The 26,004-nt window shown below is 63.0% G+C and carries 27 protein-coding genes; 19 read left to right on the top strand and 8 right to left on the bottom strand.

The window, feature by feature from the left end; translation table 11 throughout:
* The first annotated feature begins 30 nt into the window (after positions 1-30).
* From modA to ABID44_RS05415, 4 genes are all read left to right on the top strand, one after another.
* On the top strand, positions 31-837 hold the full coding sequence (modA, locus tag ABID44_RS05430; protein WP_354150677.1) for a molybdate ABC transporter substrate-binding protein: 807 nt from the start codon (positions 31-33) through the stop codon (positions 835-837).
* 15 nt (positions 838-852) lie between these two features.
* A complete protein-coding gene (gene modB, locus ABID44_RS05425; RefSeq protein WP_354150676.1) occupies positions 853-1,557 on the top strand; it encodes a molybdate ABC transporter permease subunit in 705 nt (234 codons plus the stop codon).
* A complete protein-coding gene (modC, locus tag ABID44_RS05420; protein ID WP_354150675.1) occupies positions 1,554-2,663 on the top strand; it encodes a molybdenum ABC transporter ATP-binding protein in 1,110 nt (369 codons plus the stop codon). Before modB ends, modC begins: the two co-directional genes overlap by 4 nt.
* 89 nt (positions 2,664-2,752) lie before the next feature.
* A complete protein-coding gene (locus tag ABID44_RS05415; protein WP_354150979.1) occupies positions 2,753-3,094 on the top strand; it encodes a winged helix-turn-helix domain-containing protein in 342 nt (113 codons plus the stop codon).
* A 22-nt stretch (positions 3,095-3,116) separates the two neighbouring features.
* Here the strand turns inward: ABID44_RS05415 and cobF are convergent, their stop codons facing one another.
* Positions 3,117-3,890: a precorrin-6A synthase (deacetylating) gene (gene cobF, locus ABID44_RS05410; RefSeq protein WP_354150674.1), complete on the bottom strand. Its 774-nt coding sequence runs from the start codon at positions 3,888-3,890 to the stop codon at positions 3,117-3,119.
* A 198-nt stretch (positions 3,891-4,088) separates the two neighbouring features.
* Between cobF and ABID44_RS05405 the strand changes: the two genes are divergently transcribed.
* The 5 genes from ABID44_RS05405 (at position 4,089) to ABID44_RS05385 (ending at position 8,646) form a co-directional block, all read left to right on the top strand.
* Positions 4,089-4,589, top strand: a complete 501-nt coding sequence (locus ABID44_RS05405) for a dihydrofolate reductase (RefSeq protein ID WP_354150673.1) — start codon at positions 4,089-4,091, stop codon at positions 4,587-4,589.
* A gap of 166 nt (positions 4,590-4,755) precedes the next feature.
* Positions 4,756-5,859, top strand: a complete 1,104-nt coding sequence (gene hflK, locus ABID44_RS05400; RefSeq protein WP_354150672.1) for an FtsH protease activity modulator HflK — start codon at positions 4,756-4,758, stop codon at positions 5,857-5,859.
* Positions 5,859-6,791: a protease modulator HflC gene (gene hflC / locus ABID44_RS05395; RefSeq protein WP_354150671.1), complete on the top strand. Its 933-nt coding sequence runs from the start codon at positions 5,859-5,861 to the stop codon at positions 6,789-6,791. The genes hflK and hflC overlap by 1 nt, the downstream gene beginning before the upstream one ends.
* Before the next feature lie 3 nt (positions 6,792-6,794).
* Positions 6,795-6,980 carry a DUF2065 domain-containing protein gene (locus ABID44_RS05390; RefSeq protein WP_354150670.1) on the top strand — a complete coding sequence of 62 codons (186 nt, stop codon included), beginning with the start codon at positions 6,795-6,797 and terminating at the stop codon, positions 6,978-6,980.
* A 142-nt stretch (positions 6,981-7,122) separates the two neighbouring features.
* Entirely contained in the window at positions 7,123-8,646 is a 1,524-nt protein-coding gene (locus ABID44_RS05385; protein WP_354150669.1) for a DegQ family serine endoprotease, read from the top strand.
* A gap of 135 nt (positions 8,647-8,781) precedes the next feature.
* Here ABID44_RS05385 and ABID44_RS05380 read toward each other — a convergent pair whose 3' ends face one another.
* Entirely contained in the window at positions 8,782-9,351 is a 570-nt protein-coding gene (locus tag ABID44_RS05380) for a GNAT family N-acetyltransferase (protein WP_354150668.1), read from the bottom strand.
* Positions 9,348-10,235: a phosphoserine phosphatase SerB gene (gene serB / locus ABID44_RS05375; RefSeq protein ID WP_354150667.1), complete on the bottom strand. Its 888-nt coding sequence runs from the start codon at positions 10,233-10,235 to the stop codon at positions 9,348-9,350. Before serB ends, ABID44_RS05380 begins: the two co-directional genes overlap by 4 nt.
* Here serB and miaA point away from each other — a divergent pair.
* A complete protein-coding gene (gene miaA, locus ABID44_RS05370) occupies positions 10,225-11,163 on the top strand; it encodes a tRNA (adenosine(37)-N6)-dimethylallyltransferase MiaA (protein WP_354150978.1) in 939 nt (312 codons plus the stop codon). The genes serB and miaA overlap by 11 nt on opposite strands.
* 137 nt (positions 11,164-11,300) lie before the next feature.
* On the opposite strand, the gene ABID44_RS05365 is transcribed toward miaA, so the two are convergent.
* Positions 11,301-11,507 (bottom strand): hypothetical protein, encoded by a 207-nt coding sequence (locus ABID44_RS05365; RefSeq protein ID WP_354150995.1) that lies wholly within the window; start codon positions 11,505-11,507, stop codon positions 11,301-11,303.
* Between ABID44_RS05365 and ABID44_RS05360 the strand changes: the two genes are divergently transcribed.
* Positions 11,409-12,152 (top strand): GGDEF domain-containing protein, encoded by a 744-nt coding sequence (locus tag ABID44_RS05360; RefSeq protein WP_354150977.1) that lies wholly within the window; start codon positions 11,409-11,411, stop codon positions 12,150-12,152. The two genes, ABID44_RS05365 and ABID44_RS05360, sit on opposite strands and share 99 nt — an antisense overlap.
* A 138-nt stretch (positions 12,153-12,290) precedes the next feature.
* Here the strand turns inward: ABID44_RS05360 and ABID44_RS05355 are convergent, their stop codons facing one another.
* Positions 12,291-14,138 carry an ATP-binding protein gene (locus ABID44_RS05355; protein WP_354150666.1) on the bottom strand — a complete coding sequence of 616 codons (1,848 nt, stop codon included), beginning with the start codon at positions 14,136-14,138 and terminating at the stop codon, positions 12,291-12,293.
* A 343-nt stretch (positions 14,139-14,481) separates the two neighbouring features.
* Between ABID44_RS05355 and ABID44_RS05350 the strand changes: the two genes are divergently transcribed.
* The 4 genes from ABID44_RS05350 (at position 14,482) to ABID44_RS05335 (ending at position 18,865) form a co-directional block, all read left to right on the top strand.
* Positions 14,482-16,263 carry an acetolactate synthase 3 large subunit gene (locus ABID44_RS05350; protein WP_354150665.1) on the top strand — a complete coding sequence of 594 codons (1,782 nt, stop codon included), beginning with the start codon at positions 14,482-14,484 and terminating at the stop codon, positions 16,261-16,263.
* A 72-nt stretch (positions 16,264-16,335) separates the two neighbouring features.
* Complete coding sequence (ilvN, locus tag ABID44_RS05345; RefSeq protein WP_354150664.1) at positions 16,336-16,908, top strand: acetolactate synthase small subunit; 573 nt, start codon at positions 16,336-16,338, stop codon at positions 16,906-16,908.
* A 168-nt stretch (positions 16,909-17,076) separates the two neighbouring features.
* On the top strand, positions 17,077-17,673 hold the full coding sequence (locus ABID44_RS05340) for a LysE family translocator (RefSeq protein WP_354150663.1): 597 nt from the start codon (positions 17,077-17,079) through the stop codon (positions 17,671-17,673).
* 64 nt (positions 17,674-17,737) lie between these two features.
* Positions 17,738-18,865 (top strand): ATP-dependent DNA helicase, encoded by a 1,128-nt coding sequence (locus ABID44_RS05335; RefSeq protein ID WP_354150662.1) that lies wholly within the window; start codon positions 17,738-17,740, stop codon positions 18,863-18,865.
* A 16-nt stretch (positions 18,866-18,881) separates the two neighbouring features.
* Here the strand turns inward: ABID44_RS05335 and ABID44_RS05330 are convergent, their stop codons facing one another.
* On the bottom strand, positions 18,882-19,280 hold the full coding sequence (locus ABID44_RS05330) for a SpoIIAA family protein (RefSeq protein WP_354150661.1): 399 nt from the start codon (positions 19,278-19,280) through the stop codon (positions 18,882-18,884).
* A gap of 106 nt (positions 19,281-19,386) precedes the next feature.
* On the opposite strand from ABID44_RS05330, the gene ABID44_RS05325 reads away from it, so the two are divergent.
* Both ABID44_RS05325 and ABID44_RS05320 read left to right on the top strand, forming a co-directional pair.
* A complete protein-coding gene (locus tag ABID44_RS05325; protein WP_354150660.1) occupies positions 19,387-20,130 on the top strand; it encodes a pyridoxine 5'-phosphate synthase in 744 nt (247 codons plus the stop codon).
* Positions 20,131-20,225: 95 nt separating this feature from the next.
* Positions 20,226-22,145, top strand: coding sequence for a potassium transporter Kup (locus tag ABID44_RS05320; protein WP_378226878.1), 1,920 nt, complete (start codon positions 20,226-20,228; stop codon positions 22,143-22,145).
* A 15-nt stretch (positions 22,146-22,160) separates the two neighbouring features.
* Here the strand turns inward: ABID44_RS05320 and ABID44_RS05315 are convergent, their stop codons facing one another.
* Both ABID44_RS05315 and ABID44_RS05310 read right to left on the bottom strand, forming a co-directional pair.
* Entirely contained in the window at positions 22,161-23,006 is an 846-nt protein-coding gene (locus ABID44_RS05315; RefSeq protein WP_354150659.1) for a hypothetical protein, read from the bottom strand.
* A gap of 10 nt (positions 23,007-23,016) precedes the next feature.
* Positions 23,017-23,781, bottom strand: a complete 765-nt coding sequence (locus ABID44_RS05310; protein WP_354150658.1) for a hypothetical protein — start codon at positions 23,779-23,781, stop codon at positions 23,017-23,019.
* A gap of 47 nt (positions 23,782-23,828) precedes the next feature.
* On the opposite strand from ABID44_RS05310, the gene ABID44_RS05305 reads away from it, so the two are divergent.
* The gene (locus ABID44_RS05305) at positions 23,829-24,350 is read left to right on the top strand and encodes a hypothetical protein (protein WP_354150657.1); all 522 of its coding nucleotides are present in this window, start codon (positions 23,829-23,831) and stop codon (positions 24,348-24,350) included.
* Between the two features lie 202 nt (positions 24,351-24,552).
* On the top strand, positions 24,553-25,821 hold the full coding sequence (locus tag ABID44_RS05300; RefSeq protein ID WP_354150656.1) for an FAD-dependent oxidoreductase: 1,269 nt from the start codon (positions 24,553-24,555) through the stop codon (positions 25,819-25,821).
* The last annotated feature ends 183 nt before the right edge of the window (positions 25,822-26,004 follow it).

The following is a 26,004-nucleotide window of genomic DNA, read 5'->3' as shown; positions in this document are numbered from 1 at the left end:
GTGAGCAACGATTCCATAGGGAGAGACGTGATGGGTAAGGTCAAGGGAACTGGTTTGAAGGCGCTGATGGCCGCGGGTGCTCTTTCAGCTCTGCTGATTGCGCCGGTTTCGACGGTGCAGGCCGACGACAGTCAGATCGTCGTTTTCGCGGCGGCAAGCCTGAAGAACGCGCTCGACGCCATCAACACCGCCTGTGAGGCTGATGTTGGCGAGGCCGCGAAGATTTCCTACGCCTCGTCCTCGGCGCTGGCCAAGCAGATCGAGGAGGGCGCGCCGGCCGACGTGTTCATCTCTGCCGATCTGGACTGGATGAAGTATCTGTCCGACAAGAATCTCATCAAGACCGATACCGAAGAGCAGTTGCTGGGCAACCGCATTGTGCTGGTCGCGCCATCGGATTCCACCGCAGAGGCAAAACTGGAAAAGGGTTTCGATCTGGCGGGCCTGATCGGCGACGGCCGGCTCGCAATGGGCGATGTCCAGGCTGTTCCGGCGGGTAAATATGGCAAGGCGGCGCTTGAAGCCCTCGATATGTGGGGCTCCGTGGAGGGCAAGCTGGCGCAGGCGGAAAATGTGCGTGCCGCGCTCAAGCTGGTCGCCACCGGCGAGGCCGCAGCCGGCATCGTCTACGCCACGGATGCGGTGGCCGAGCCGGGCGTCAAGGTGATCGCGACCTTCCCCGAGGAAACCCATGCGCCGATCATCTATCCGGTCGCGCAGACGGCGGAATCGAAGGATGAGGACACGCCGGCGTTCCTGAAGTGCCTGCACACCGAAGCGGCGCGCAAGCTGTTCGAGGAGCAAGGCTTCACGGTCCTTGCGCCGGCCTCGAACTAAACCCTTTCGCAGTCCATGAACTGGTTGCTGGACCTGACGCCGGACGAGTGGACGGCGGTCAGGCTCTCGGTGAAGGTGGCGACGGTGGCGATGCTCGCCTCCGTCCCGCCCGGAATATTGATAGCCTACGCGCTGGCGCGCGGCCGTTTCTGGGGCAAGACGCTGCTCAACGGCATCGTTCACCTGCCGCTGGTGCTGCCGCCGGTCGTCACCGGCTATCTGCTTTTGCTGGCCTTCGGCCGGCGCGGGCCGATCGGCGCTTTCCTGGCCGAGCATTTTGGCATTGTCTTTTCGTTTCGCTGGACGGGTGCGGCGCTGGCCTGCGGGGTCATGGGATTTCCGCTGATGGTGCGGGCGATCCGGCTTTCGATCGAATCTGTCGACCGCAAGCTCGAGGCCGCCGCCGGAACGCTCGGCGCAAATCCGTTGTGGGTGTTCTCCACCGTGACGCTGCCGCTTATCCTTCCCGGCATCATCGCCGGCGCGATCCTCTCCTTCGCCAAGGCGATGGGCGAGTTCGGCGCCACCATCACCTTCGTTTCCAACATTCCGGGCGAAACCCAGACGCTGCCTTCCGCCATCTACACTTTCACGCAGGTGCCGGGCGGCGATGAAGGCGCGCTGCGGCTCACCCTCATCAGCATCATCATTTCCATGCTGGCGCTGGTGGCTTCGGAAGTGCTGGCGCGGCGGCTCGGCAAGCGGATGGATGTGGAATGACGCTTTGTGTCGATATCCGCCATCGTCAGGGTGATTTCCGGATCGAGGCGAGCTTTACCGGCTCCGGCCGGCTGACGGCGTTGTTCGGACCTTCGGGCTCCGGCAAAAGCTCGCTCATAAATCTCATCGCCGGTCTGATCCGGCCGGACCAGGGACGCATCGAGGTTGACGGCAAGGTGCTGGTCGACACGAAGGCGGGTGTTTTCCTGCCGCGTCACAAGCGCCGCATCGGTATGGTGTTTCAGGACGCGCGGCTATTCCCGCACATGAACGTGCGTTCCAACCTGCTCTATGGGCGCTGGTTCACTCCGCCGGCCGAGCGCTATCTGGACATGGACGCCATCGTCGATCTGCTCGGCATCGGGGCGCTGCTGGAACGCAAGCCGGCGCTGCTTTCCGGCGGCGAGAAACAACGGGTGGCGATCGGGCGTGCGCTGCTCAGCAGCCCGCGGCTGCTGCTGATGGACGAGCCGCTCGCCTCGCTCGATGAGGCGCGCAAGGCCGAAATCCTGCCCTATATCGAGCGCCTGCGCGACCAGATGAAGATCCCGATCGTCTATGTCAGCCATTCGGTGGCGGAAGTGGCGCGGCTGGCGAGCGATGTGGTGGTTTTGGCGCAGGGCAAGGTGACGGCGTCCGGCCCGGTGTCCGACATATTGCAGCGGCTCGACCTGCTGCCCGCCGGCGAGCGCGGCGAGGGCGGCGCGCTCATCGAGACTGTCGTCCTCCGCCACGACGATACCTTTTCCATGACCGTTCTGGGTTCCGGGGCGGGCGAAATTCGCGTGCCGCGCATCGATATTCCTGTCGATCAGCGGGTGCGCCTGCGTATCCGCGCCCGCGACGTGATGATCGCCACGGAGCGTCCGAACGGCCTCAGCGCCCTGAACATATTGCCTGGCAAGGTAGCCGCCATCACGCATGGAGCCGGGGCGGAGAGCGAGGTGCGCATAGACTGCAACGGCGTGCCGGTCATGTCGCGCATCACCGAACAGTCGCGGCAGGCGCTGGGTTTGGAGCCTGGCCAGCAGGTGTTCGCGGTGGTCAAGACTGTAAGCTTCGACGAAACCAGCACGGGGATGGGGGTGGGGGAGGTCAGTGCGTGAGGCGTGGCGATGTCGTTATTCCAAAATAGAATAGCGATTCTGCTTGAATGGCGCTAAGGGTGAAGGAGACCGGATTGCGGGAAGAGAAGATGCCGTCGCTGACCTTGCGGATAAATCTCGATCCTGACGGGCGAATCGGGCCCGGCAAGATCGAACTTCTTGAGCACATCGCCTCCTTTGGCTCGATCTCGGCTGCCGCACGAACCATGCAGATGTCCTACAAGCACGCCTGGGACTTGGTTGAGGACATGAACCGGGTGTTCGGCAAGGCTCTGGTCAGCGCCCAGACAGGCGGCAGGCGTGGCGGCGGCGCGCAGCTCACTCCGGTGGGACTCGCCGTGGTCAGCCGCTACCGGGCCATAGAGCGCGCAGCCGCCGCCGCGGCGGAAACACATATGATGGCGTTGCAGGCCGAGATAGACGCGGGATAGGTTTTTCGCGTCAGGGGCGGCCTTATTCCTCCGATTCGCCCGGCTTGCGCAGAAGATAGGTGTCCATGATCCAGCCCTTGGCTGCGCGGGCCTCGGTGCGTGTCCCCATGATTGTGTCTTCGACCTCCCGCAGGCGGCCCGAAATGACGATCTCGTCCGGCGTGCCGAGATAGGCTCCCCAATGGATCGTCACATCCTTGTCCTTTACGGTGCGGAAGGCGCAATTGCCGTCCAGCATCACCACGACGGTGCCGGCGTTGCCGGGCATGCCTTCAGCGGCGAGACGCCGGCCGGTGGTGATCAGCACCGGCTCTCCGATGCGATTGAGCGCGATCCTGTGGCTGGCGCACAGCGACTGGATGGCGGTGATGCCGGGGATGACCTCGACGATGAAATCGACATTGCCGCGCTGGCGCACCCTTTCGAGGATGCGAAGCGCGCTGTCGTAAAGCATCGGGTCGCCCCAGATGAGGAAGGCCGCGCAACCGTCCTCGGAAATCTCATTGAGGATCAGCGTTTCATAGATGCCGGCGATGTCTTCATGCCAGTCGTCCACGGTGCTGCGATAGGATGAGGCGGGCTCCGCCCGCTTCGGCACGGCGAACCCGACGCGCCGGGAGGCCGGGTTGGTGACGAAGCGGTCGCAGATTTCATGGCGCAGAGCGGACAGGTCGCTCTTGTCCGAACCCTTGTCCGGCACGAACAGCACATCGGCCCGATTGAGCGCCGCGATGGCCTGTACGGTCATATGCTCGGGATTGCCGGCGCCGATGCCGATGACGAGAAGGGTGCGCATGACGCAGTTTCCTGCCCGAAGGCCTGTCTTCTGTCCAGTGGCGAAGGGCGTGCACCGGCTGGGAAAAGGCGCGTCGGCCCTAGGAAGCTCCGGGCAGAATCTTTAGTATCGTGCGTATGATCCCGGGAGATGGGAACTCGATGCTGCGTTCCTGCACGGCTTGCGCCGGAAGGCGGCGCGCTGGAACAAGGACATGGAATGAAGACTGCGATCTATGTGGCCATCGCGGAGAATGGCGTGATCGGGCGCGAGGGTGGGCTGCCGTGGCGGCTTTCCACCGATCTGAAGCGATTCAAGGCCGACACGATGGGCAAGCCGGTCATCATGGGCCGCAAGACATATGAGGGAATCGGACGGCTTCTGCCGGGCCGGCTAAACATCATCGTCACGCGCGACACGGGCTACAGTGTCGAGGGCGCCGAGATCGCGCATTCTCTCGACGAAGCCATCGGTATTGCCGAGCGCCATGTCGGGCCCGACGGAGAAGCATGCGTCATCGGCGGCGGCGAAATCTACGCGCAGGCGCTGCCGCTGGTCGACCGGCTGCATGTGACCCATGTTCTGGGCACGGTGGAGGGGGACGCTTCCTTCCCCGCCATCGACTCCGCAATCTGGCGGGAGACCGCCAGTCAGGACGTTCCTTCCGGGGAGAGGGACAGCCACGCGACGCGTTATGTCGTCTACGAACGGCGCGGTTGAGGCGTCCATACCTCTCCCGATGACAGAAAGTTGCGCAATGCCGCAGGGACAAAGGACTTTTTAGCCCCTCTGCGCGTTGAAAGCAGGCTTTGGCCTCCCTATAGAGGATCAAGGCTTGTGCGTCGTATGGACGGCGTATGAGGGGACTGCGGACGAAAGGACATTTATGCCCTGGAACGACAAGAGCGGCGGCGGCGGCCCATGGGGTGGCGGCGGCGGAAATAACGGCGGCCCATGGGGCCAGGGTCCGAGAGGACCGGGCGGGCCCCAAGGCACGCCGCCCGATCTGGAGGACATCATCAGGCTGGGGCAGGACAAGTTGCGCCGGGCGTTGCCGGGCGGCAATGGCGGCAACAAGGCCATGTTCCTGGTCGTCGCCCTGATTCTGCTTGGCATGTGGGCCTTCAAGGCCATCTATACCGTGCAGCCGGATGAGGTGGCGGTCGAGTTGCGCTTCGGCAAGCCGAAGCAGGAACTCTCCGAACCGGGCCTTCACTTCCACTGGTGGCCGGTCGAAACGGTCGAGACCGCCAAGATTTCCGAGCAGCTTGTAAACATTGGCGGTCTTGCGCGCAGCAACGACACCTCCGGTCTCATGCTTTCCGGCGATCAGAACATCGTCAATGTGCAGTTTTCGGTGGCCTATCAGGTTTCCGATCCGCGCGCTTATCTGTTCGCCGTTTCCGACGCTGACGGCATGCTGACCCAGGTCTCCGAAAGCGCCATGCGCGAGGCGGTCGGCCGGCGTCCGGCGCAGGACATCTTTCGCGACGATCGTCAGGGCATCGCGGAATCTGTCCGCCAGATTCTTCAGAATACGCTCGACGGCTACAATGCCGGCCTGAACGTCAACGCCATCTCCATCGAGGATGCGGCGCCGCCGCGCGAAGTGGCAGACGCCTTCGACGAGGTGCAGCGCGCCGAGCAGGACGAAGACAGGTTCGTCGAGCAGGCCAATCAGTATTCGAACCAGAAACTCGGTCAGGCCCGAGGTCAGGGAGCGCAGATTCGCGAAGAGGCGGCCGCCTACAAGAATCGCGTCGTGCAGGAAGCCCAGGGTGAGGCGCAACGCTTCATCTCGGTTTACGACGAATACGCCAAGGCGCCCGATGTCACGCGCAAGCGTCTCTATCTGGAAACCATGGAGAAGGTCCTGAAGGATTCCAACAAGGTGGTCGTGGAGCAGGGAGGCGGCCCGGGCGTCGTGCCGTATTTGCCGCTGCCTGAACTGCAGAAGCGCTCCGGCGCCGCTACCGGAGGGACGCAATAATGGCGAACCGTTTTCCAGCCATCGTCGTTGCCGGCGTCGTCATCCTGTTCCTGGCCTATTCGTCGATCTTCGTGGTCAACGCGCGCCAGCAGGCGATCGTGCTGCGCTTTGGTGAGATCGTCGACGTGAAGAGCGATCCGGGCATCTACTTCAAGATGCCGTTCTCCTTCTTCGACGCCGACAATGTGCAGATGATCGAGAACCGCGTGCTGCGTTTCGATCTCGACAACATCCGCGTGCAGGTTTCGGGCGGCAAGTTCTACGAGGTGGACGCCTTCATCGCCTACCGCATCTCCAACCCGCGCGTCTTCCGCTCGGCGGTTTCGGGCAGCATTGAACTGGCCGAGCAACGGCTTCGGACCCGCCTCGATGCGGCCTTGCGTCGTGTCTACGGTCTGCGTGGATTCGAGGCGGCGCTTTCGGAAGAGCGCGCCGACATGATGCGCGAGGTGCGTGATCAGCTTCGTCCCGATGCGACCTCGCTGGGTCTCGAAATCGTGGATGTGCGTATCCGCCGTACCGACCTGACGCAGGAAGTGTCGCAGCAGACCTTCGAGCGCATGAAAGCCGAGCGTCTTGCAGAGGCCGAAAGGCTGAGGGCGCGCGGTAACGAGGCGGCCCAGCGCATCCGCGCCCGTGCCGATCGTGAGGTCGTCGAGATCGTCGCGGAAGCCCAGAGGGAAAGCGAGATCCTGCGGGGTGAGGGCGATGCCGAGCGCAGCGCCGTCTTTGCCGACGCCTATCTGCGCGACCCTCAGTTCTTCGACTTCTACCGTTCGATGAGCGCCTATGGAACGGCACTGAACGGTGATGGCACCACCATGGTTCTGTCGCCCGAATCGGAATTTTTCCGCTTTTTCAGGGATCCGAGCCAGAGCGGCGGCGGGCAGGCCGCGCCTGCAAGACCGGCCCCGGCAACCGCCGGCCAGTAATCCGTGCAGGATTTTCTGGCGGCCCTTGGCCTGGTCCTCGTCATAGAGGGCCTGGTCTACGGGGGCTTTCCCCGCATGGCGCGCCGTCTGGCGGCGGAGGTTCAGTCCATGCCGGAGGGCGCGATGCGCATGGCCGGCCTGCTGGCCATCGCCTTGGGCGTCGGCGTCGTGTGGCTGGTGCGCGGCTGAAATCAAAGGGGTGGAACGACATCGTTCCACCCCTTTTTGCATATACGCAGGATTTACCTGACGCTGGCGCTTTGTGTCGCAAACGTGCCGTATTTCGTGTCATCATGATGCACGCAACTTCGAGACGCCCGGAGCCCGTTACATGACATCCCACACCCTTCTGCGCGCAGCGCGGACCACATTGCTGGCGGCCAGCGCGCTGGCCGTGGCCGCAACCGGTATCGCGCCGCCGGCAATGGCGCAGACGGCGACGCCTCCTGCCGCTCCCGCACTGGACGCCGGACCGGCGTCGGTGGCTGATCTTGCCGAGCGGCTGCTTGGCGCGGTGGTCAATATTTCCACCTCGCAGACGGTGAAGGGGACCGATGGCCCGGGCGCGGTGCCGATGCCGCAGCTTCCCGAAGGCTCGCCCTTTCAGGACTTCTTCGACGAGTTCTTCAAGGATCGCGGCGGTTCGCGTGGAGGCGGCTCCCAGAAAGTGCAGTCGCTCGGTTCCGGCTTCGTCGTCGACGCGACCGAAGGCTTCGTTGTCACCAACAACCATGTCATCGCCGACGCTGATGACATCGAGGTCAATTTCTCGGACGGGCTGACGCTGAAGGCCGAACTCGTCGGCACCGATTCCAAAACCGATATCGCCCTTTTGAAGGTCGATCCGGCGGGCCATGAGTTGACCGACGTGAAGTTCGGCGATTCCGACAGAATGCGGATCGGAGACTGGGTCATGGCCATCGGCAACCCGTTCGGGCTTGGCGGAACGGTCACGGTTGGCATCATCTCCGCCCGCAACCGCGACATCAATGCCGGCCCCTACGACGATTTCATCCAGACGGACGCCGCCATCAACCGCGGCAATTCGGGAGGACCGCTGTTCAACATGCATGGTGAGGTCATCGGCATCAACACGGCCATCATCTCGCCCACCGGCGGTTCGATCGGTATCGGTTTTTCCATTCCCACCCAGTTGGCCGAAGGCGTCATCAATCAGTTGCGCGAGTTCGGCGAGACGCGGCGCGGCTGGCTGGGCGTGCGCATCCAGCCGGTGACCGAAGACATCGCTGAAAGCCTCGGCATGAAGGACGCCAGAGGAGCGCTGATTGCCGGCATCATCAAGGGTGGGCCGGTGGATGACGGCTCCATACTGCCCGGCGATGTGGTGAGGACGTTCGACGGCAAGGAGATCGACGAGATGCGCGACCTGCCGCGCATCGTGGCGGAAAGCCCGGTCGGCAAGGCGGTGGACGTGGTTGTGATCCGAAAGGGCGAGGAGATGACCGTCAAGGTCACGCTCGGCCGCCTCGAGGACGGCGAGAAGATGGCCGAGGGTGAAGACGACGAAACGGTGCAGAAGGGCGAGGCGATGGCCACCGCAACCGTTCTCGGCATGACCGTGGGCGAACTCGACGACGCCGCGCGCGACAAGTTCGAGATCGCTTCGGGTGTCAACGGCGTGGTGATAACCGAGGTGACGCCCGATTCGGCCGCCGCCGAGCGCGGCGTTCAGGCCGGTGAGGTCATTACCGAAATCGCACAGGAATCGGTGGCGAACCCGAAGGACGTCATGGACCGCATTGCGGCGCTGAAGGAGCAGGGACGCAAGAACGCCCTGCTGATGCTGGCCTCGAAAAGCGGCGAACTGCGTTTCGTGACGATCCGCGTGGATTGAGAGCGGGTTGCCGTGTCTCACGGCAGTTCGCTTCGCTCACGCTTCCGATGGGGCGGCCTGACCGGTCGACGGGCGGTCGCCCTTGCGAACCCTGCGGGTTCGAGCAGCCATCGGGTGCGTAGACTAAAAAGGCGGTCAGCAGGCCGCCTTTTTTGTTGCCCATTCCGCACGCGTAACCTGATAGAAGCTGTGGCGTTTCAGGTGCGGGTGACTGTCAGGTACGCCGGGGTGATCGAAGTCGCGGGCCGGATCGGCAATCATGCCGATGCGCTCCATCACCGCGGTCGAGCGCTGGTTGGCCGTCACAGCGAAGGAGACGATCTCCTTGAGGCCAAGCGCCTCGAAGCCATGGTCGAGCCAGGCGCGTGCGGCTTCCGAGACATAGCCCTGGCCCCAGAATTCCGGCGCGATCCGCCAGCCGATCTCGACCGTACCTTCAGGCATGAAGGGCGTATCTTCGGTATGGCTCAGACCAACGAAGCCGATGCATTGGCCGGTGGCGGCGATTTCAGCCGCCGTCCAGCCAAAGCCCTGCCTGGCGATCGCCTCGCGGAATTCGTCCATCTTGGCGTCGGCCGTAGAGCGATCCCGACGAAAGGGGAAAAATTCCATCACTTGCTCATCGGAGTTGATGCGATGGAAGAGGTCGCGGTCGCACTCTTTCCAGTTGCGCAGGATCAGCCTTGCGGTGCGGATCGGTTTCACAGGACGAATTGCTCCCGCCGGTAGCCTTGCAGGTAGAGCAGGGCGGTGAGGTCGCCGTGGTCGATGCGGATTTTTGCCTCCGCGGCGACCGAAGGCTTGGCGTGAAGCGCGACGCCGGCGCCGGAAAGCCGGATCATGTCGAGATCGTTTGCGCCGTCTCCGACCGCGATGGCGTCGGCGGGCGTCAGCTTCAGGCGTGCGGAAATGTCGTGCAGCGCCTCCGCCTTGGCGGCGCGGCCGAGGATCGGTTCGGCGACCTCGCCGGTTAGGCGTCCGTCGCGCTCCAGAAGGCGGTTCGCGCGATTCTCATCGAAGCCAAGCATGGCGGAAATGCGTGAAGTGAACACGTCGAAACCGCCCGACACCAAGGCTGTCCACGCCCCGTTGGCGCGCATGGTGGCGACAAGCGCGCGACCGCCCGAAGCGAGGGTGATACGGTTTTGGACGATGCGGTCGACCACGCCGATGTCGAGGTCTCGCAGCAGGGCGACGCGTTCCCGCAACGCCGGTTCGAAGGCGATTTCGCCATTCATGGAGCGTGCGGTGATTTCGGCGACATGTTCCTTCACGCCCACTTCGTCGGCGAGTTCGTCGATGCATTCCTGATCGATCATGGTGGAATCCATGTCGGCAATCAGAATTTTCTTCCGGCGGGCGCTGGCGTCCTGCACCGCTACGTCCACAGGGGTGTCAGCAAGCAAATCGCGCAGAATTTCCGCCGCCGCCTGATCTTCCATGCCTGCGGGAAGGGCGATATCGCAGGCGATGCTTTCGGCAAGCCAGTCCACGCCACTTGCGCCGACCGCAGTCGACGCCTTATTCGCTATATCTGCCGTCAGCGCACGGCCGGAAGGATTGGAAATGAGCGTGGCGATGAGCGGCATCGGAGCTTCCGGTGAAGAGGACAGGGAAGGGCGCGTCAGAAATGCGATCCTGATAGCCGGGCCGACCGCCAGCGGCAAGTCGAAGCTCGCGCTCGATTTCGCCGACAGGCTGGGCGGGGCTATCGTGAACGCCGATTCCATGCAGGTTTATGGCGTGCTCGACGTGCTGACGGCGCGTCCCGACGCAGATGACCTGAAGTGCGCGCCGCACCATCTCTATGGCCATGTGCCGCCTGCAACCGCCTATTCGACCGGAGCCTGGCTGCGCGATGTGATGCAATTGCTCGATGGCGGTGCGCTGGGCAACCTGCGGCCGATCTTCGTGGGCGGCACAGGCCTCTATTTCCGGGCTCTGACCGAAGGCATGTCGGAGATGCCCGACATTCCGGCTGAAATCCGCGACCGCTGGCGTGGAGCGTTGCAGGAGGAAGGCGCAGGGGCGCTGCACAGGCGGCTTGCGGAGCGCGATCCCGAAGCCGCCGTCCGTCTCAAGCCTGCTGACGGTCAGCGCATCGTTCGCGCGCTGGAAGTTCTTGAAGCGTCCGGTCGCTCGATCCTCGAATGGCAGGGCAGGCGTGGGCGACCTCTGGTAGAGCGAGCAAGCGCGCAATGCTTCGTGATCGAACCCGACCGCGATGAACTCGGCGCACGCATCGACATGCGTTTCGACGCCATGCTGGAGCGGGGCGCGCTGGACGAGGTTCGCAAATTGCTCAGGCTCGGTCCCGACCCCGCGCTGCCGGCCATGAAGGCCATCGGCGTTCGCGAATTGCAGGCGGCCCTGGCCGGAGAAGTGACATTTCCCGAGGCCATTGAACGGGCCAAGATCGCGACGCGGCAATACGCCAAGCGGCAGTCTACGTGGTTTCGAAACCAGCTCGGGTCCGAATGGAAAAGGCTTGCGATCGGGGAAACTGTCGGTGGGTGAGGCGGAAGGGCGGATAAATCCTGTTTGCCACATTTGTGGGGCGTCAGATGATTCCCGCCGGACTGCAAAATGATCGGGCGGCAGGATGCAATCGTTCTGGTCGATATCACCCGAAATTCGCGCTCTGGTTGTTGAAATCAGATTTTGTTAAGCTTGACCGTGAGATAAACCGGTGGGCAGGTTTCAAGCGGGCTGCGATGCGTTTCCATAAAGCGGAATCGGCGTTTTTCGTTTTCATTTGTGTGATCCTGGGGGCCGGGATGCTCATGCTGTTCGCGCATGGCGCCCTGGAATCGCTCGTTCAGGAAGTGCGGCGGCCTGATCGGATTGCGGAAATTTCGCAATTGCAAAATCTTCTGTTCTTCACCAGCGTGCTGCTGGCGACCGCGCTGTTCTTCGGCATGTTCTTCATCTATCCGCTGATTCGCCGTCAGGTGCGGGAAGAGAGCAAGTTGCGCCAGATGACCGCCTCGCTCAGCGCGCGATCCGAGACACTGGAAATGGAAGCGCTGACGGATGGGCTGACCGGAACGCAGAACCGCCGCTATTTCGATGATGCGCTCAGGGAATATATCGAGGAGTTCCGGCGCATCGACAGGCCGGTGGGTCTCATGATCCTCGATCTCGACCATTTCAAGCAGGTGAACGACAATCACGGGCACGATGTCGGCGACAAGGTGCTGCGCGCGGTCGGCCACTGCCTGCGCGACATGACCCGCTATCACGATGTGGTGGCGCGCCTCGGCGGCGAGGAATTCGCCATCGTCACGCCAAACATGAACGCGCCGGGACTGGAAAAGCTGGCCGAGCGCATTCGCGACGCCATTGCTTCGCTGGCCATTCCCATCGGGCGCGGCAATCTGAAGGTTACGACCAGCGTGGGGCTGGCGATCTGGGACAGCAAGGAAACGGCGGAGGAGTTCTACCGCCGCGCCGACCGCCAGCTCTACGAGGCCAAGCGGCAGGGCCGCAACAGGGTCTGTGCTTAAAGCATGTCGCCCGAAAGCGGGAACCGGTTTCGGGACAACGACATGCGTAAAACAAGAACCTGAAGCGCAAGGAGCGAATCTGAAAGATCGCGACACGCTTCAGGACGCCTGAGGTGACCCACCCGCGCCCCGACCGGATCAGCCGTTGTGCGGCCGCACGCCGAACGTCGTCGGCTTCAGCCCGTAGCGCTGTTCCGGTTCTTCGATGACCGGACGGCGCAGCAACGAGGATGGCCGGCGATAGTCCGGGTCGCCCGGCTGGCTTGTGACGTCGGCAGGTTCCGCGAACATCAGGGAGGTTTCCGGTGAAAGCGTCTGCTGGGCGGAGCCCGCGCGCAACCGGTTGACGATCGCCGCCAGATCGACGTCCCGTCCGGGTTCGGCGGCGGTCGGGTCGCTGCCGCCGCGTTGCTGGCCGGGCAGCAGGCTCCTGTCCAGCTTCTCGAATTTCAGGCGCATGGTGGTGGCCACGCCTTCGCCGAAGGCGATCGCTTCCCGCTGCCCCATGGAAGACAGGAAGGAGAGGCTGGAGGCCGACGAGTCCGAGATGGCCGAACGGATGATCGCCTTGTCCTGCTCGTTGGCCAGGCGCATGGCGAACACCGTCGAGCATTGCGACAGGATGGTGGGATCGAGCTCGCCCGGCCGCTGGGTGACGATCCCAAGGAAACAGCCATATTTACGGCCTTCCTTGGCGATGCGGGCAAGGGCTTCACGCGTGGGTGCGAAGCCCTGGCGGGAATTGGCCGGCATATAGCGATGCGCTTCCTCGCACATCACCAGCAGTTTCAGTTGCCCTTCGCTCCACAAGGCGAGGTCGAAGGCAAGGCGGGCCAGCACCGAACACACGGCATTGACCACCTCGGAGGGAAGCCCCGCCATCTCGAAACATGTCACCGGACGCCCGCCATGCGGCACACGGAAGATAGCGCCGATGGTCTGATGGATCGTATCCTCGATCAGGCGTGAGTTGAACATGAAGCGGTAGCGCGGATCGGCGGCGATCTGCTCGATGCGAACCCGCAGCGATTTCAGCGCCGGGCGATCCGTTTTTCCCTCCAGCAGGCCGATGCGATCGTCGATCTGCTTCAGGAGATCGGCAATGCGATAAGGAACCGGCGTATCGGCCGTGATCGTATCGGCTCCGCGCCGAACATGGCTGCCGCCATGCCGGTATATGGTCCTGGCGAGCGGAATGAGATCGCGCAGCAGGTCCATTTCCTCGGGAATCGTTTCGCGGCCGCGAAACAGAACCTCGGCGAACTCTTCCAGTCGGAACATCCAGAAGGGCAGGTCCAGCGTGGAGCTGTCGATGCGCACACTGTGTTCGGGCAGCGAAGCGGCGAACTCGTTGTGCGGATCGAGGATGAGAACACGCAGGTCGGGGCAGGCTGCGATCGCCTTGCGCATCAGCAGCGAGACGGCCGTGGATTTGCCCACGCCGGTGGTTCCGACAACTGCGAAATGCCGGGACAGCGTGTCTTCGATGGCGATATTGGCGGCGATTTCCTCATCCTGCGAGAGATGGCCGATGGTGACGCCGCGTCGTCCGGCAAGGTCGTAGACGGCTTCCAGATCGCGGGCGCGGATGCGATGCGCATGAGCGCCGACATGGGGGTAGCAGGTGATGCCGCGGTCGAACACCGGCGGCGCGGAGGACAGTGCGCTGTCCCGCACCTCGCCAACCAATTCCACCTCGACCTCGATCGGATTGAGTTCGCCGGCTTTCCACTCATGGCCCGGCTTGCCGACACCATAGACCAGGCCGACGGTGCGGGTTGACCCCAGATTGATCGAGATCATGCGTCCGACCGTCCAGCGCTCCGCCGGGTCGTCAATGCTGTCATCCGCCGCGAAGGCGGCGAGCACGGCGCGCGCGCCGTCGCAGCGCACCACATGCCCCAGAATGCGGTGATCGGATTGCTGCGCCTCGCGCCGTTCTTGCGACGTGGCTTCTCCAGGCGGATTTCCGCGCTCGACATACATATTTAGAGACCCCCGTACTCTATCGCAGTGGACTTTAGGCGCTGGCGGTTAAGGTCGCGTGAGGGGGCATGGTTGCGGCAATCTTAACGCCGGCGCGCCGCGCGGCCGCCTTTTCGGGCGATATTGGGCGTTGACACGATAGGAAAATCGCTTCTATTGTCGCGCACCATGAAGAAGGCATTCATTCTCGTAGTAGGACGGCGCGTGGGCAAGGTGGTGTAACCACCGGGCGAAAACCTCCCATGCGCGACACACAGGCTCCCTCGGGGGCCTTTTTTATTATCCGAAACAGCACTAAACGACGATAGCCTCGCGGAAGCGGAAACAGGACGGAACCAGACCGATGAGCAACGGACAGAACGAGCGGCGCGAAATGACGGGCGCCGAGATGGTGGTGCAGGCGCTGAAAGACAACGGCGTCAAGCACATCTTCGGCTATCCGGGCGGCGCGGTCCTTCCCATCTACGACGAACTGTTCCAGCAGGAGGATGTCGAGCACATTCTTGTGCGCCATGAGCAGGGTGCCGGGCACGCGGCCGAAGGCTATGCCCGCTCCACCGGAAAGGCGGGAGTCATGCTCGTCACTTCCGGTCCCGGCGCCACCAATGCGGTGACCCCCCTGCAGGACGCGCTCATGGACTCCATCCCGCTGGTCTGCATCACCGGCCAGGTTCCGACCAGCCTGATCGGCTCCGACGCCTTTCAGGAGTGTGATACGGTCGGCATCACGCGCCCCTGCACCAAGCACAACTGGCTGGTGAAGGATGTCAATGAGCTGGCGGCCATCATCCATGAGGCCTTCCATGTCGCCACGACAGGCCGTCCCGGTCCGGTGGTGGTCGACATTCCGAAGGATATCCAGTTCGCCAAGGGCACCTATGTTTCTCCGCAGACCGCGCCGCGCACCAGCTACAAGCCGCGCATCCAAGGCGATCTCAATCAGATCAAGGCCGCCGTCGAACTGATGGCCAGAGCGAAGAAGCCGATCCTCTACACCGGCGGCGGCGTCGTGAACTCCGGCCCCGAGGCCAGCCAGTTGCTGCGCGAACTGGTCGACCTGACCGGTTTTCCGATCACTTCGACGCTGATGGGGCTGGGCTGCTATCCGGCTTCCGGCAAGAACTGGCTGGGCATGCTCGGCATGCACGGCACCTATGAAGCCAATATGGCCATGCATGATTGCGATGTCATGGTGTGCATCGGCGCGCGCTTCGACGATCGTATTACAGGCCGCCTCGACGCATTCGCGCCGAACTCCAAGAAGATTCACATCGATGTCGATCCGTCTTCGATCAACAAGAACGTGCATGTCGACATCGGCATCCTCGGCGACGTCGCCACGGTGCTGGAGGACATGGTGCGCCTGTGGCGGGCGACGGCGAAAGCCGACAAGAAGGCGCTGCATCCATGGTGGGAGCAGATCGCCAGATGGCGGGCGCGCGACTCGCTCGCGTTCAAGACCAATCCCGACGTCATCATGCCGCAATATGCGATCTCCCGGCTCTATGAGCTGACGAAGGATCGCGACACCTACATCACCACGGAGGTTGGCCAGCACCAGATGTGGGCGGCGCAGCACTTCCACTTCGACAAGCCCAACCGCTGGATGACAAGCGGCGGCCTCGGCACCATGGGGTATGGCCTGCCGGCGGCGCTCGGCGTGCAGGTCGCGCACCCGGATGCGCTGGTCATCGATATCGCCGGCGACGCTTCGGTGCAGATGTGCATTCAGGAAATGTCGGCGGCCATCCAGCACGATGCGCCGATCAAGATCTTCATCCTGAACAACCAGTATATGGGCATGGTGCGCCAGTGGCAGCAGCTTCTGCACGGCAACCGCCTGTCGCACTCCTATACGGAGGCGATGCCGGATTTCGTCAAGCTGGCGGAGGCCTATGGCGCGCACGGCATACGCTGTGACAAGCCGGACGACCTCGACGATGCGATCCGTGAGATGATCTCGGTGAAGAAGCCGGTGATCTTCGATTGTCGCGTGGCGAATCTGGCCAACTGCTTCCCGATGATCCCCTCGGGCAAGGCGCACAACGAGATGCTCCTGCCGGACGAGGCGACGGACGAAGCGGTCGCCAACGCCATCGACGCCAAGGGCCGGGAGCTGGTGTAAGGCGGTTCCACGTGAGTGAAAACTACGTGAAAACAATGAATTGTTGCAGATTTTGAAGATCGGGATTCAATCATGAATGCACAGCTTCAGCCCACCGGCTCGGCCTATTTCATGGCCAGGGAGACGGAGAAGCCGGAAACGCACACGCTTTCGGTGCTGGTGGATAATGAGCCGGGCGTGCTCGCCCGCGTCATCGGTCTGTTTTCCGGGCGCGGCTACAATATCGAGAGCCTGACCGTCTCGGAAACCGAGCATGAAACGCATCTGTCGCGCATCACCATCGTGACGCGCGGCACGCCGCATGTGCTGCAGCAGATCAAGCACCAGCTTGAACGCATCGTGCCCGTGCACCGGGTGGTGGATCTCACGGTGCGGGCGCAGGAACTGGGACAGGAGCGGTCGCTGGAGCGCGAGCTTGCACTGGTCAAGGTCGCGGGCGCCGGCACGGACAGGGTGGAGGCGCTGCGCCTCGCCGACGCCTTCCGCGCCCATGTGGTCGACGCCAACACCGGGCATTTCATCTTCCAGATTACCGGCAAGAGCTCCAAGATCGACCAGTTCATCGCCATTATGCGGCCGCTCGGCCTGGTGGAAATCTGCCGCACCGGCGTGGCGGCCATGAACCGCGGCCATCAGGGCATGTAGCCCTTTTTCGGAGAAGCGGTGCGAGATATCAAATTCGTGTCGCTTCGGGAAAACTGTTTGCGTTCACGAACAGGGGCCGCGGCTGGCGCAAGGCCCGCCGGGTTTTTGGCGCGTCCCGCCGCCGGCTGTTTCGTTAAAGGTCAGCATGGCTGACATTGAAGGTTGTTCATGACCTCTGACATCCTCTTCGCGCTGGCCGCCTATGCGTTCGTGAGTTCGATCACGCCGGGGCCGAACAATTTCATGCTTCTGTCGTCCGGTGTGAATTTCGGCTTCGTCCGTTCCATTCCGCATATGCTGGGGATCGGCATCGGCTTTGTCGTGCTGCTGCTGGCCGTTGGTTTCGGACTGGGGGCGGTGCTGACGGCCTTTCCGGCCCTGCACACCGCGCTCAAAATCGTAGGTGGGGCTTATCTGCTTTATCTGGCGTGGAAGATCGCCATGTCGCGTTCCGTCGAGAGCGGAGGAGACGGCAGCGCGCAGCCGATGACATTCCTGCAAGCGGCCGCCTTCCAGTGGGTCAACCCCAAGGCGTGGGTGATGGCCGTCACCGCCATGGCCGTGTTCTCCAATCCGGCGAATCCATTTCTGTCGGTGGTGCTGATCTCGGTGGTGTTCGGCGTTATCAACCTGCCATGCGTTTCGAGCTGGGCGGGGTTCGGCATGGCGATGCGCGGCTTCCTGTCCGATCCCATGCGCCTGAAGTGGTTCAACATCGCCATGGGCGTGCTGCTGGCCGCCACGCTGTGGCCGATGGTTCGGTAGCGGCAGGCACGGGTCCGGGCGTATCGAGCTTGCTCCGCTGGCCCGAATCGGGTCTGACCATCCCATGCAATTTTCACCGCAGCAGGACGAGGCGCTTAAAGCTGTCGCCAAATGGCTGAAAGCTGGCCGCCCGCAACTGTTTCGCCTGTTCGGCTACGCCGGTACGGGCAAGACTACGCTGGCGCGCTATTTCGCCGAGCATGTCGACGGGCAGGTGCAGTTCGCCGCCTTCACCGGCAAGGCCGCGCAGGTGCTGCGCTCGAAGGGCGCAACCAACGCCCGCACCATTCATTCGCTGATCTACCGCCCGCGCGGCGAGGAGGCTGTGGAAGACGAGACAACCGGCAAGACATCGATGTCACCGACCTTTTCTCTCAACCGCCAAAGTCCGATTTCAAAGGCGGCGCTCGTCGTCATCGACGAATGCTCGATGGTGGATGAACAACTCGGCCGTGATCTGATGAGCTTCGGCACGCCGATTCTCGTGCTGGGCGATCCGGGGCAGCTTCCGCCCATTTCCGGCGGCGGGTTCTTCACCGAGCAGGAGCCGGATTTCCTGCTCACCGAAATCCACCGGCAGGCACGCGACAATCCCATTATCCGCATGGCGCTGGATGTGCGCGAGGGGCGGGAACTCGGCTATGGAGATTACGGGGCGGCGCGCGTCATCGGCAAGGAAGAGGTGGATCAGGATCTGGTGCTCGACGCCGATCAGGTGCTTGTCGGCACCAACCGCACGCGCCGTCGCTACAATCGCCGGCTGCGCGAGCTGAAAGGATTCACCGCCGATTATCCGCAGGCGGGCGACAAGCTCGTGTGCCTGCGCAACGATCCGGCCAAGGGCCTGCTCAACGGTTCGCTGTGGAAGGTGATGACGGCCTCGCGCGAGACGGTGAAGCCAGGCATCAACCTGCTGGTGTCACCGGAGGAAGACGACCCGGACCGCGGCGTCGCCAAGATCAAACTGCTCAAGGCGGCGTTCGAGGAAACGGAAGCGGAAATTCCGTGGCAGCAGAAGCGGCGCTTCGACGATTTCGACTATGGCTATGCGCTCACCGTCCACAAGGCGCAGGGCTCGCAATGGAACGATGTGGTGCTGTTCGATGAGAGCTGGGCGTTCAAGGACAACCGTGAACGCTGGCTTTATACTGCGATCACGCGTGCGGCGGAAAAGCTGACCATCGTCCGGTAAAGCGGACAGATTACGTTCAGGCGCCGCCGCGCGGTTCGGCCTCCAGCCATCGCCAGGCGTCCGCCTCGCGGTCCGCCGGAAAATGCCGCAGCTCAACCCCTTCCGGCAATTCGCCACGCGCATATCCGGTCCAGTCCGGGCCGCCGACGCTGGCGCATTTTCTGACATGCCCGAGCGCCGCAGTCTGGCCCTGTTCCAGCGTCTGTCGCGAAATCTCGGACCAGTCGGCGCTTTCGAAATCCGTCAGGCGTACGAGCACATCGATCTGCGCATGGAGCGCATAGGCGGCTTCCAGCAAGCCATACAGGTTTTCGGCGTCGGCCGCGTTCACCTCTCCCACGATGTCGACGGCGAACAGATCGTCCCGGTCGGTATCGATGCGGCGCACCGCCGGTACTGCTTCGAGGTAGTTCATCCAGCCTCCTTCGCGAAACGCTTCCATACTGGAACACATAAAACCTCTGTCTGTTCCCGACAAAGCGGCTATAGATGCCAGCGCACACGCCTCGGGAGGAATGGATATGCCGGTTAAACTGTCGGTCAATCTCAATGCGGTGGCCATGCTGCGCAACAGGCGCGACCTGCCATGGCCGAGCGTGGCCGGATTGGGGCGCATCGCGCTGGCCGCTGGCGCACACGGGCTGACCGTGCATCCGCGCCCCGACCAGAGGCATACGCGCTACTCCGACCTGCCGGACCTGCGCGCGCTGATCGACGACGAGTTTCCGCAGGCGGAGTTCAATATAGAGGGCTACCCGACTGAGGAATTCCTGGCCTTGGTGGAGCAGAACCAGCCCGAGCAGGTCACGCTGGTGCCCGACGATCCGGCGCAGGCCACTTCCGATCATGGCTGGAACTTTCTGGAGCAGTCCGTGTTCCTTACTCCGATCGTCAAGCGGTTGAAGAAGGAGGGGACGAGAGTGTCTCTGTTCGCGAACGCCGAAACGGAAGGATTGTCGGCCGCCCGTGACACCGGGGCCGACCGGGTCGAGTTTTATACCGGTCCCTATGCGAGTCGCCACGCCGACGCGGACGCTATGGCGCGGGAGTTGGAAAAGTTGGGGCTTGCGGCTGACGCGGCGCTGGAAAAGGGGCTGGAGGTCAATGCCGGGCATGATCTGGTGGTCGCAAACCTGCCTGCTCTGGTGAAGCGAATTCCGAGGCTTGAAGAAGTGTCCATCGGCCATGGACTGACGGCGGATGCACTGGAATTCGGCATGGAAAAGAGCGTCAAACGCTTCCTGAAGGCCTGCGGCTGGCCGTGAGAGATTCGCTCAGCTCTTGCGCGAACGGATATCGAGGCACTTGATATTGCGCTGCAGCAAGAGTAGAGCACCGCGCTCTTAACGGAGTTCTGTCCATGGCTGTTGCCGATACCGGTAGCGCGGTCGAGCCCGCCCCGCAGGCAGACCACCCCGAACACAAGCCGCACAGCACGCCCTATATGATGCTTGCCGCGCTTGGCGTGGTCTATGGCGACATCGGCACCAGCCCGATCTACGCATTCCGCGTGGCGCTCGGCGCAGCGTCCGCGGCGGACAATGCAGCCCGCAACGATATTCTGGGCGTGCTCTCGCTCATCATCTGGGTGCTCACCATCGTCGTGGCGGTGAAGTACATGATGTTCGTGCTGCGGGCCGACAACAAGGGCGAGGGCGGCACGCTCTCCCTGATGGCGCTTGGCCGCTCCGCCTTCCCGACGCGTCCGGCCATCATTCTGGGCATCGGCATGGTGGGCGCGGCGCTGTTCTATGGCGACGCCGTCATCACGCCAGCGATCTCGGTGCTTTCGGCTACGGAAGGCTTCACCATCATCGCCGATGGTTTCGGGCCTTACATCGTGCCGCTGACTGTGGTCATCCTGCTGATCCTGTTTTCGGTGCAGCGTTTCGGCAGCGGCGGCGTGGCCCTCATCTTCGGTCCCATCACGCTTATCTGGTTCGTCGCCATCGGGTTTGCGGGACTCCGTCACATCATTCACGATCCCGAAATCCTGCTCGCGATCAACCCGCTCTATATGCTGCGTTTTCTCGGCCATGAGCCAGTGGTCTCGCTGGCCATCATCGGCGGTGTGTTCCTGGCCGTCACCGGTGCGGAATCGGTCTATGCGGATCTTGGCCATTTCGGGCGCAAGCCCATCGTTCTGGCCTGGTTCTGGGTCGTGTTTCCCTGCCTGCTGCTGAACTATCTGGGGCAGGGGGCTTTCGTTCTGGCCCACGATGGCCATGTCGGCCATCCGTTCTTCCAGATGAACGACGGCTGGCTGCTTTATGTAATGGTGGCGCTCGCCACGGCGGCGACAGTCATCGCCAGCCAGGCGGTGATCACCGGGGCCTATTCGCTGACCCGGCAGGCGGTTCAGCTCAACATGCTGCCACGCATGGAAATCCGTCATACGTCGGAACGCCAGTCAGGCCAGATCTACATGCCGCGCGTGAATTTCCTGATGGCGGTGGCGGTGCTGCTGCTGGTGCTGGGCTTCCGTGAATCCGCGGGGCTGGCCTCGGCGTACGGCATCGCCGTGACCGGCGTGATGCTGGTGACGACCACGCTGCTTTCCATCGTGATGATCCGCATCTGGAAGTGGCCGCTGTGGCCGGCGCTCGCGCTGACGGCGCTGTTCGGATTGATCGAGCTTGGCTTCCTCGTCACCAACGCCATGAAGGTGAGGGACGGCGGCTGGGCCTCGCTGGTGGTGGCGTTCATGATCATCGTCGTGATGGTGACATGGGTGCGCGGATCGCGCCTGCTGTTCGAAAAGACGCGCAAGAACGAGGTGCCGCTGGAGTTCCTTGCCGGCAACCTCGCCAGGAAGCAGCCGCAGCTCGTGCCCGGCACCGCGATCTTCCTGACCAGCGATCCGATCAGCGCGCCGACCGCGCTCATGCACAGCCTCAAGCATTACAAGGTGCTGCATGAGCAGAACGTCATCCTCTCCGTGGTGACCGCGCCACAGCCGAAGGTGCCGGACAGCGAGCGGGTGAAGCTGGAGACGATCAACGACCTGTTCATGCGCATCACCCTGACATTCGGCTATATGGAGCAGCCGAACATTCCGCGTGCGCTGGCCTCCTGCCGCAAGCAGGGCTGGAAGTTCGACATCATGACGACCTCGTTCTTCCTGTCGCGACGTTCGCTCAAGGCCGCGCCGAATTCAGGCATGCCGATGTGGCAGGACCGCCTGTTCATAGGGCTGGCGCGATCGGCGGCGGATGCGACGGAGTATTTCCAGATTCCGACCGGCCGGGTGGTGGAGATCGGCACGCAGGTGGCGATCTGAACGGCTGGCGGGGCGCTACTCGGTCACCGTCATCTTGAAGAAATCGCCCTGTATCTCGAATTCCTCCACACCGGGCATGGTGGCGGTAAAGACGATGGCCCTTGCCGGGGTCAGCCCCTGGCAGAACTTGCTGAACCGGCGCGCCAGTCCCCCATCGGAGAAGGTTCCGGTGCGTAGCGTTGGAAGGTCCGACTCCACCATTTCCCAATCACGCGGCAGTTTCCCGCAATCGCCGCGCTCGGCGTAGATCGGGCGGCTGTCGCCGACCTTCATGGTCACCACCGGTTTGAACGGGACGATTGGCGCATTGTCTGCCGGTCCTGCCCATGGCCGCCAGCCGGTGGCGGTGATGAGGGAGCCGGCGGCGATCCCGACCGTCAGCAGGAAAATACCGCCGGATATGGCCTGAAGTATCGAGAAGCGCTTGTGGCTCAATCTTTCCCGGCTGAGCAGGGCCGGCAGGCGCGACTGCGGATGCGGTGCGTGGGCAAGGAACGTCATGGGTCTTGCGCTCGCAACGGCAGGAGACGCGACCGGCACCGGCAGACCCGAGCGGATTTTGCTCTCCGTATCTCCCGCTTGCTTGTAGAGCCGGCTCCAGAGTTCCTGCGTGGGCGGATCGTTCGCCATGTCGAGCAGCTTCGCCAGCACCCGCAGATTGCCGGCGCGGGGCAGATGACGCCCGGAGCGCCAGTTGTTGAGGTTGCGCATGGCCGTCTCGAACTGGCGCTGCCCCTTGCTGGCGGTCAGGGCGCAATAGGCGCTGGCGAGCGTCGCGTCATCATAATAGCCGGCGCGATTGCACAACTCATCGAACAGCAGATGCCAGTGCGCGAATGTCGTCTCTTCAGTTTCTCCCATCGCCCCTCGCTTACTGAACCAGATGTGCCGGATCGGTGACGAAAATCTTGACGAAATCGTCCAGCAGCCGGACCTCCTCGACCCCTGCCTTCCGCGCGGTGAAGCGGACCGCCCGCACCGGCACCACGGCGTTGCAGAAATTGCTCATCTTGCGGGCAAGGCCGCCGTCCGAAAATGTCCCCAAAGTGCTGAACGGCACGCGCGGCATTGTGTAGCCCCAGCCGGGCACGTTGCCGCCGTCGCAATCGCCGCGATCTCCGTGGATGAGCCGGCTTTCGCCCACCAGCATCCGCACGCGCGCATCATAGCCGATCATCGGGAGATCAGCGTAGGGGTCCGAGGCCATCCAGCGGAAACCGGTGACGGCAAGCACGGCCGTGAGGGTAATCGCTCCTGCCCATAGCAGCCTGCGGGCGGGGCGATGATTGGCCTGCCGGACGATTTCCGCTTCATCGGCGATTTGCCGCCGATCCGGTACATCGCGGCCACGGGCGGCGCTATAGAGAAGGTTCCATTGCCGGAGCAGTTCGGGATCGTCCGAAACTCCCAGCAATTCGGCAAGGATCATGAAGTTGCGGCGCAGCGGCAGATGACGGCCGAGCCGCCAGTTGCGGAGGTTCTTCTCCGCCGCGTTGAAATCCTCCTGTGCGGATTTGCCTGACCTGCGGCAGAGCTGGCTCGCCAGCTTTGCATTGTCGATGTAGCCACGGCATTCGCACAGCTCATCGAGCAATATGTGCCACTGGCTGAATCTGTTCCATTCAAGGCGCTGCATGCCTTGTGCACCCCGCGCTTCCCATGGGCTGATTTAAGAAGCGATTCATGGAGATAGCAACCGGGATTGCTTCCGTTTTTCCGTATTTTCCGGTGATTGGCGGACTTTTCGATTTGCTGACGCGGATGGATTTGGCACCCCGGAAAGGCCACCGCCGATGTTCTGCCTGGCTCCGGTGGACCAATTTTCAGGCGTTGAAAGAGGGGCTTATCGAGATGCGAAACGCAATTGTCGTCGGCGCTGTGTCGATCTTTTCGGTGTTGATGCTGTCCGGCTGTGTCACGCCGACCAACGCCGACAAGACAGTGGAGATGAGGGTGGGTGAAACGCGGCACCTGACCGCCTACCGGGGCAATTCATGCGGTGCAGGTGCGCCGAGCTATTCCGAAATCGTAGGCCGGCTGCCGAAGTCCTCCATCGTGAAGTATTCCGATGGAGGGCTTTCCAGCCGCGTCAGCCGCGATTGCGGCAAGCGGGTGCCGACGCGCGCGGTGAACGGCACTGCGATCGCGACCGGCTCGGAGGGCCATCGCTACCAGTCCGGAACTGTCGCGATCGTCGTGAAATAGGTTGCGGCTGGACAGCAGTCGAAAAGGATGACGTGCGGGGGCGACCGGGCGGCGCGGCAATGCGCCGTCCGGTTTCGTTTCGGGCATGGTTGTGGCGGTGCAAGGCTTCGGTGTATCCCGGCTGAGGAGGACGCATCCGCAGGCGCATGATCCGGCAAGCGGCGGTGTGGAACTGGCATCGCCGGACAGAGCAGGGTGGGCCGTGCAGGCAGTATCGTCTATCGCCATTGCAGGCGCCGGTCCGGCTGGCCTTGCGGCAGCGCTTTATCTTCATCGCGCCGGGCACAAGGTCACCATATTCGAGCGGTTCGAGAAGCCGTCTCCGGTCGGTTCGGGGCTTATCCTGCAACCGACGGGGCTTTCCGTGCTGCACGATCTGGGTTTGCTCGGCGACATCATGATGCTCGGCAACCGGATCGACCGGCTGCATGGTCTCGATGCACGTTCCGGCCGTACCGTGCTCGACGTGCGCTATCGGGCGCTGCCCGGCAACAGGTTCGGCCTGGCTGTGCATCGCGCCGCTTTGTTCGGTGGGCTTTACCGCGCTGTACTGCGTGAAGGAATTGCCATCGAGACAGGCGTGGAGATCGACGCGCTCGACACGGGTGAGGCGGCAAGGCTGATCGACGGCGAGGGAAGGCGGATCGGCTCGTTCGATCTGGCCATCGACGCCAGTGGCACGCGGTCCAGATTACGTGGTCATGCGGATATACCGGTCGAACCGAAACCGCTCGCCTATGGCGCCTTCTGGGCGTCGCTCGGCTGGAGGGGCGAGGGTTTCGACGAGCACGCGCTGCTGCAACGCTATGACAGGGCGCGGGTGATGATCGGCGTGCTGCCCATTGGCCGCGCCGAGCCCGACGGGGAGAAGATGGCGGCATTTTTCTGGAGCCTGAAGCCGGAGGATGCCGAGCGGGTTCGGACCGCCGGGCTTGAAGCATGGAAGGCGCGCGTGACCGGCTATTGGCCTGAATGTGCGGGCTATGTCGACCAGATCGACAGTTTCGAGCAGCTTTCGCTTGCCCGGTATGGTCATCACACCCTGCCGATGCCTGCCGGGCGGCGGTTGGCGGTGATCGGTGACGCCGCGCATTCCACCAGCCCGCAACTGGGGCAGGGAGCCAATATGGCGTTGCTGGACGCAGCCGCGCTTGCACATGCGCTGAAGGAGAACACGCGGCTGGAGGATGCGCTTGCAGCCTATGCCAGATCCCGCCGCTGGCATATCCGCAGCTTTCAGGCACTGTCGCGCCTGTTCACTCCCTTCTACCAGTCGGACGGCTGGTTGCTGCCGTTCATGCGTGACAGCGTGGTGGCGACCGCAGCGAAAATCCCGCCGACGCCACATATCCTTGCAGCGCTGGTCGCCGGAACCATCATCGACCCATTGCGCCGTATCGGGCTTCGGGAAGTGGACTGGACACAGACTCCTTCTCCTGCCCCAGAGCGGATCGCAATTGCCGCAGACTGAGTCATTTTCTTATCTTTAGCTGTGCAGGGCTCGCCTTTTTAAAAGAACGCGTTGCGTGAAAACACCCTCTTGCCTTCGCTTCGGCGATGGGGCATAGCAGGAACCGTAACGTACGGTACGGCTCGATAAGGTGAAGTCGAACGGCTGGGAGAAGGGCGCTGGCGGGATTTCCCCTGCCGTGCG

It is taken from the genome of Aquamicrobium ahrensii, assembly GCF_040545755.1.
In the GTDB taxonomy this organism is placed as follows: Bacteria; Pseudomonadota; Alphaproteobacteria; order Rhizobiales; family Rhizobiaceae; genus Mesorhizobium; species Mesorhizobium ahrensii.
Note: the sequence above shows the minus strand (reverse complement) of the source record. Positions and strands in the feature narration are given on the sequence as shown.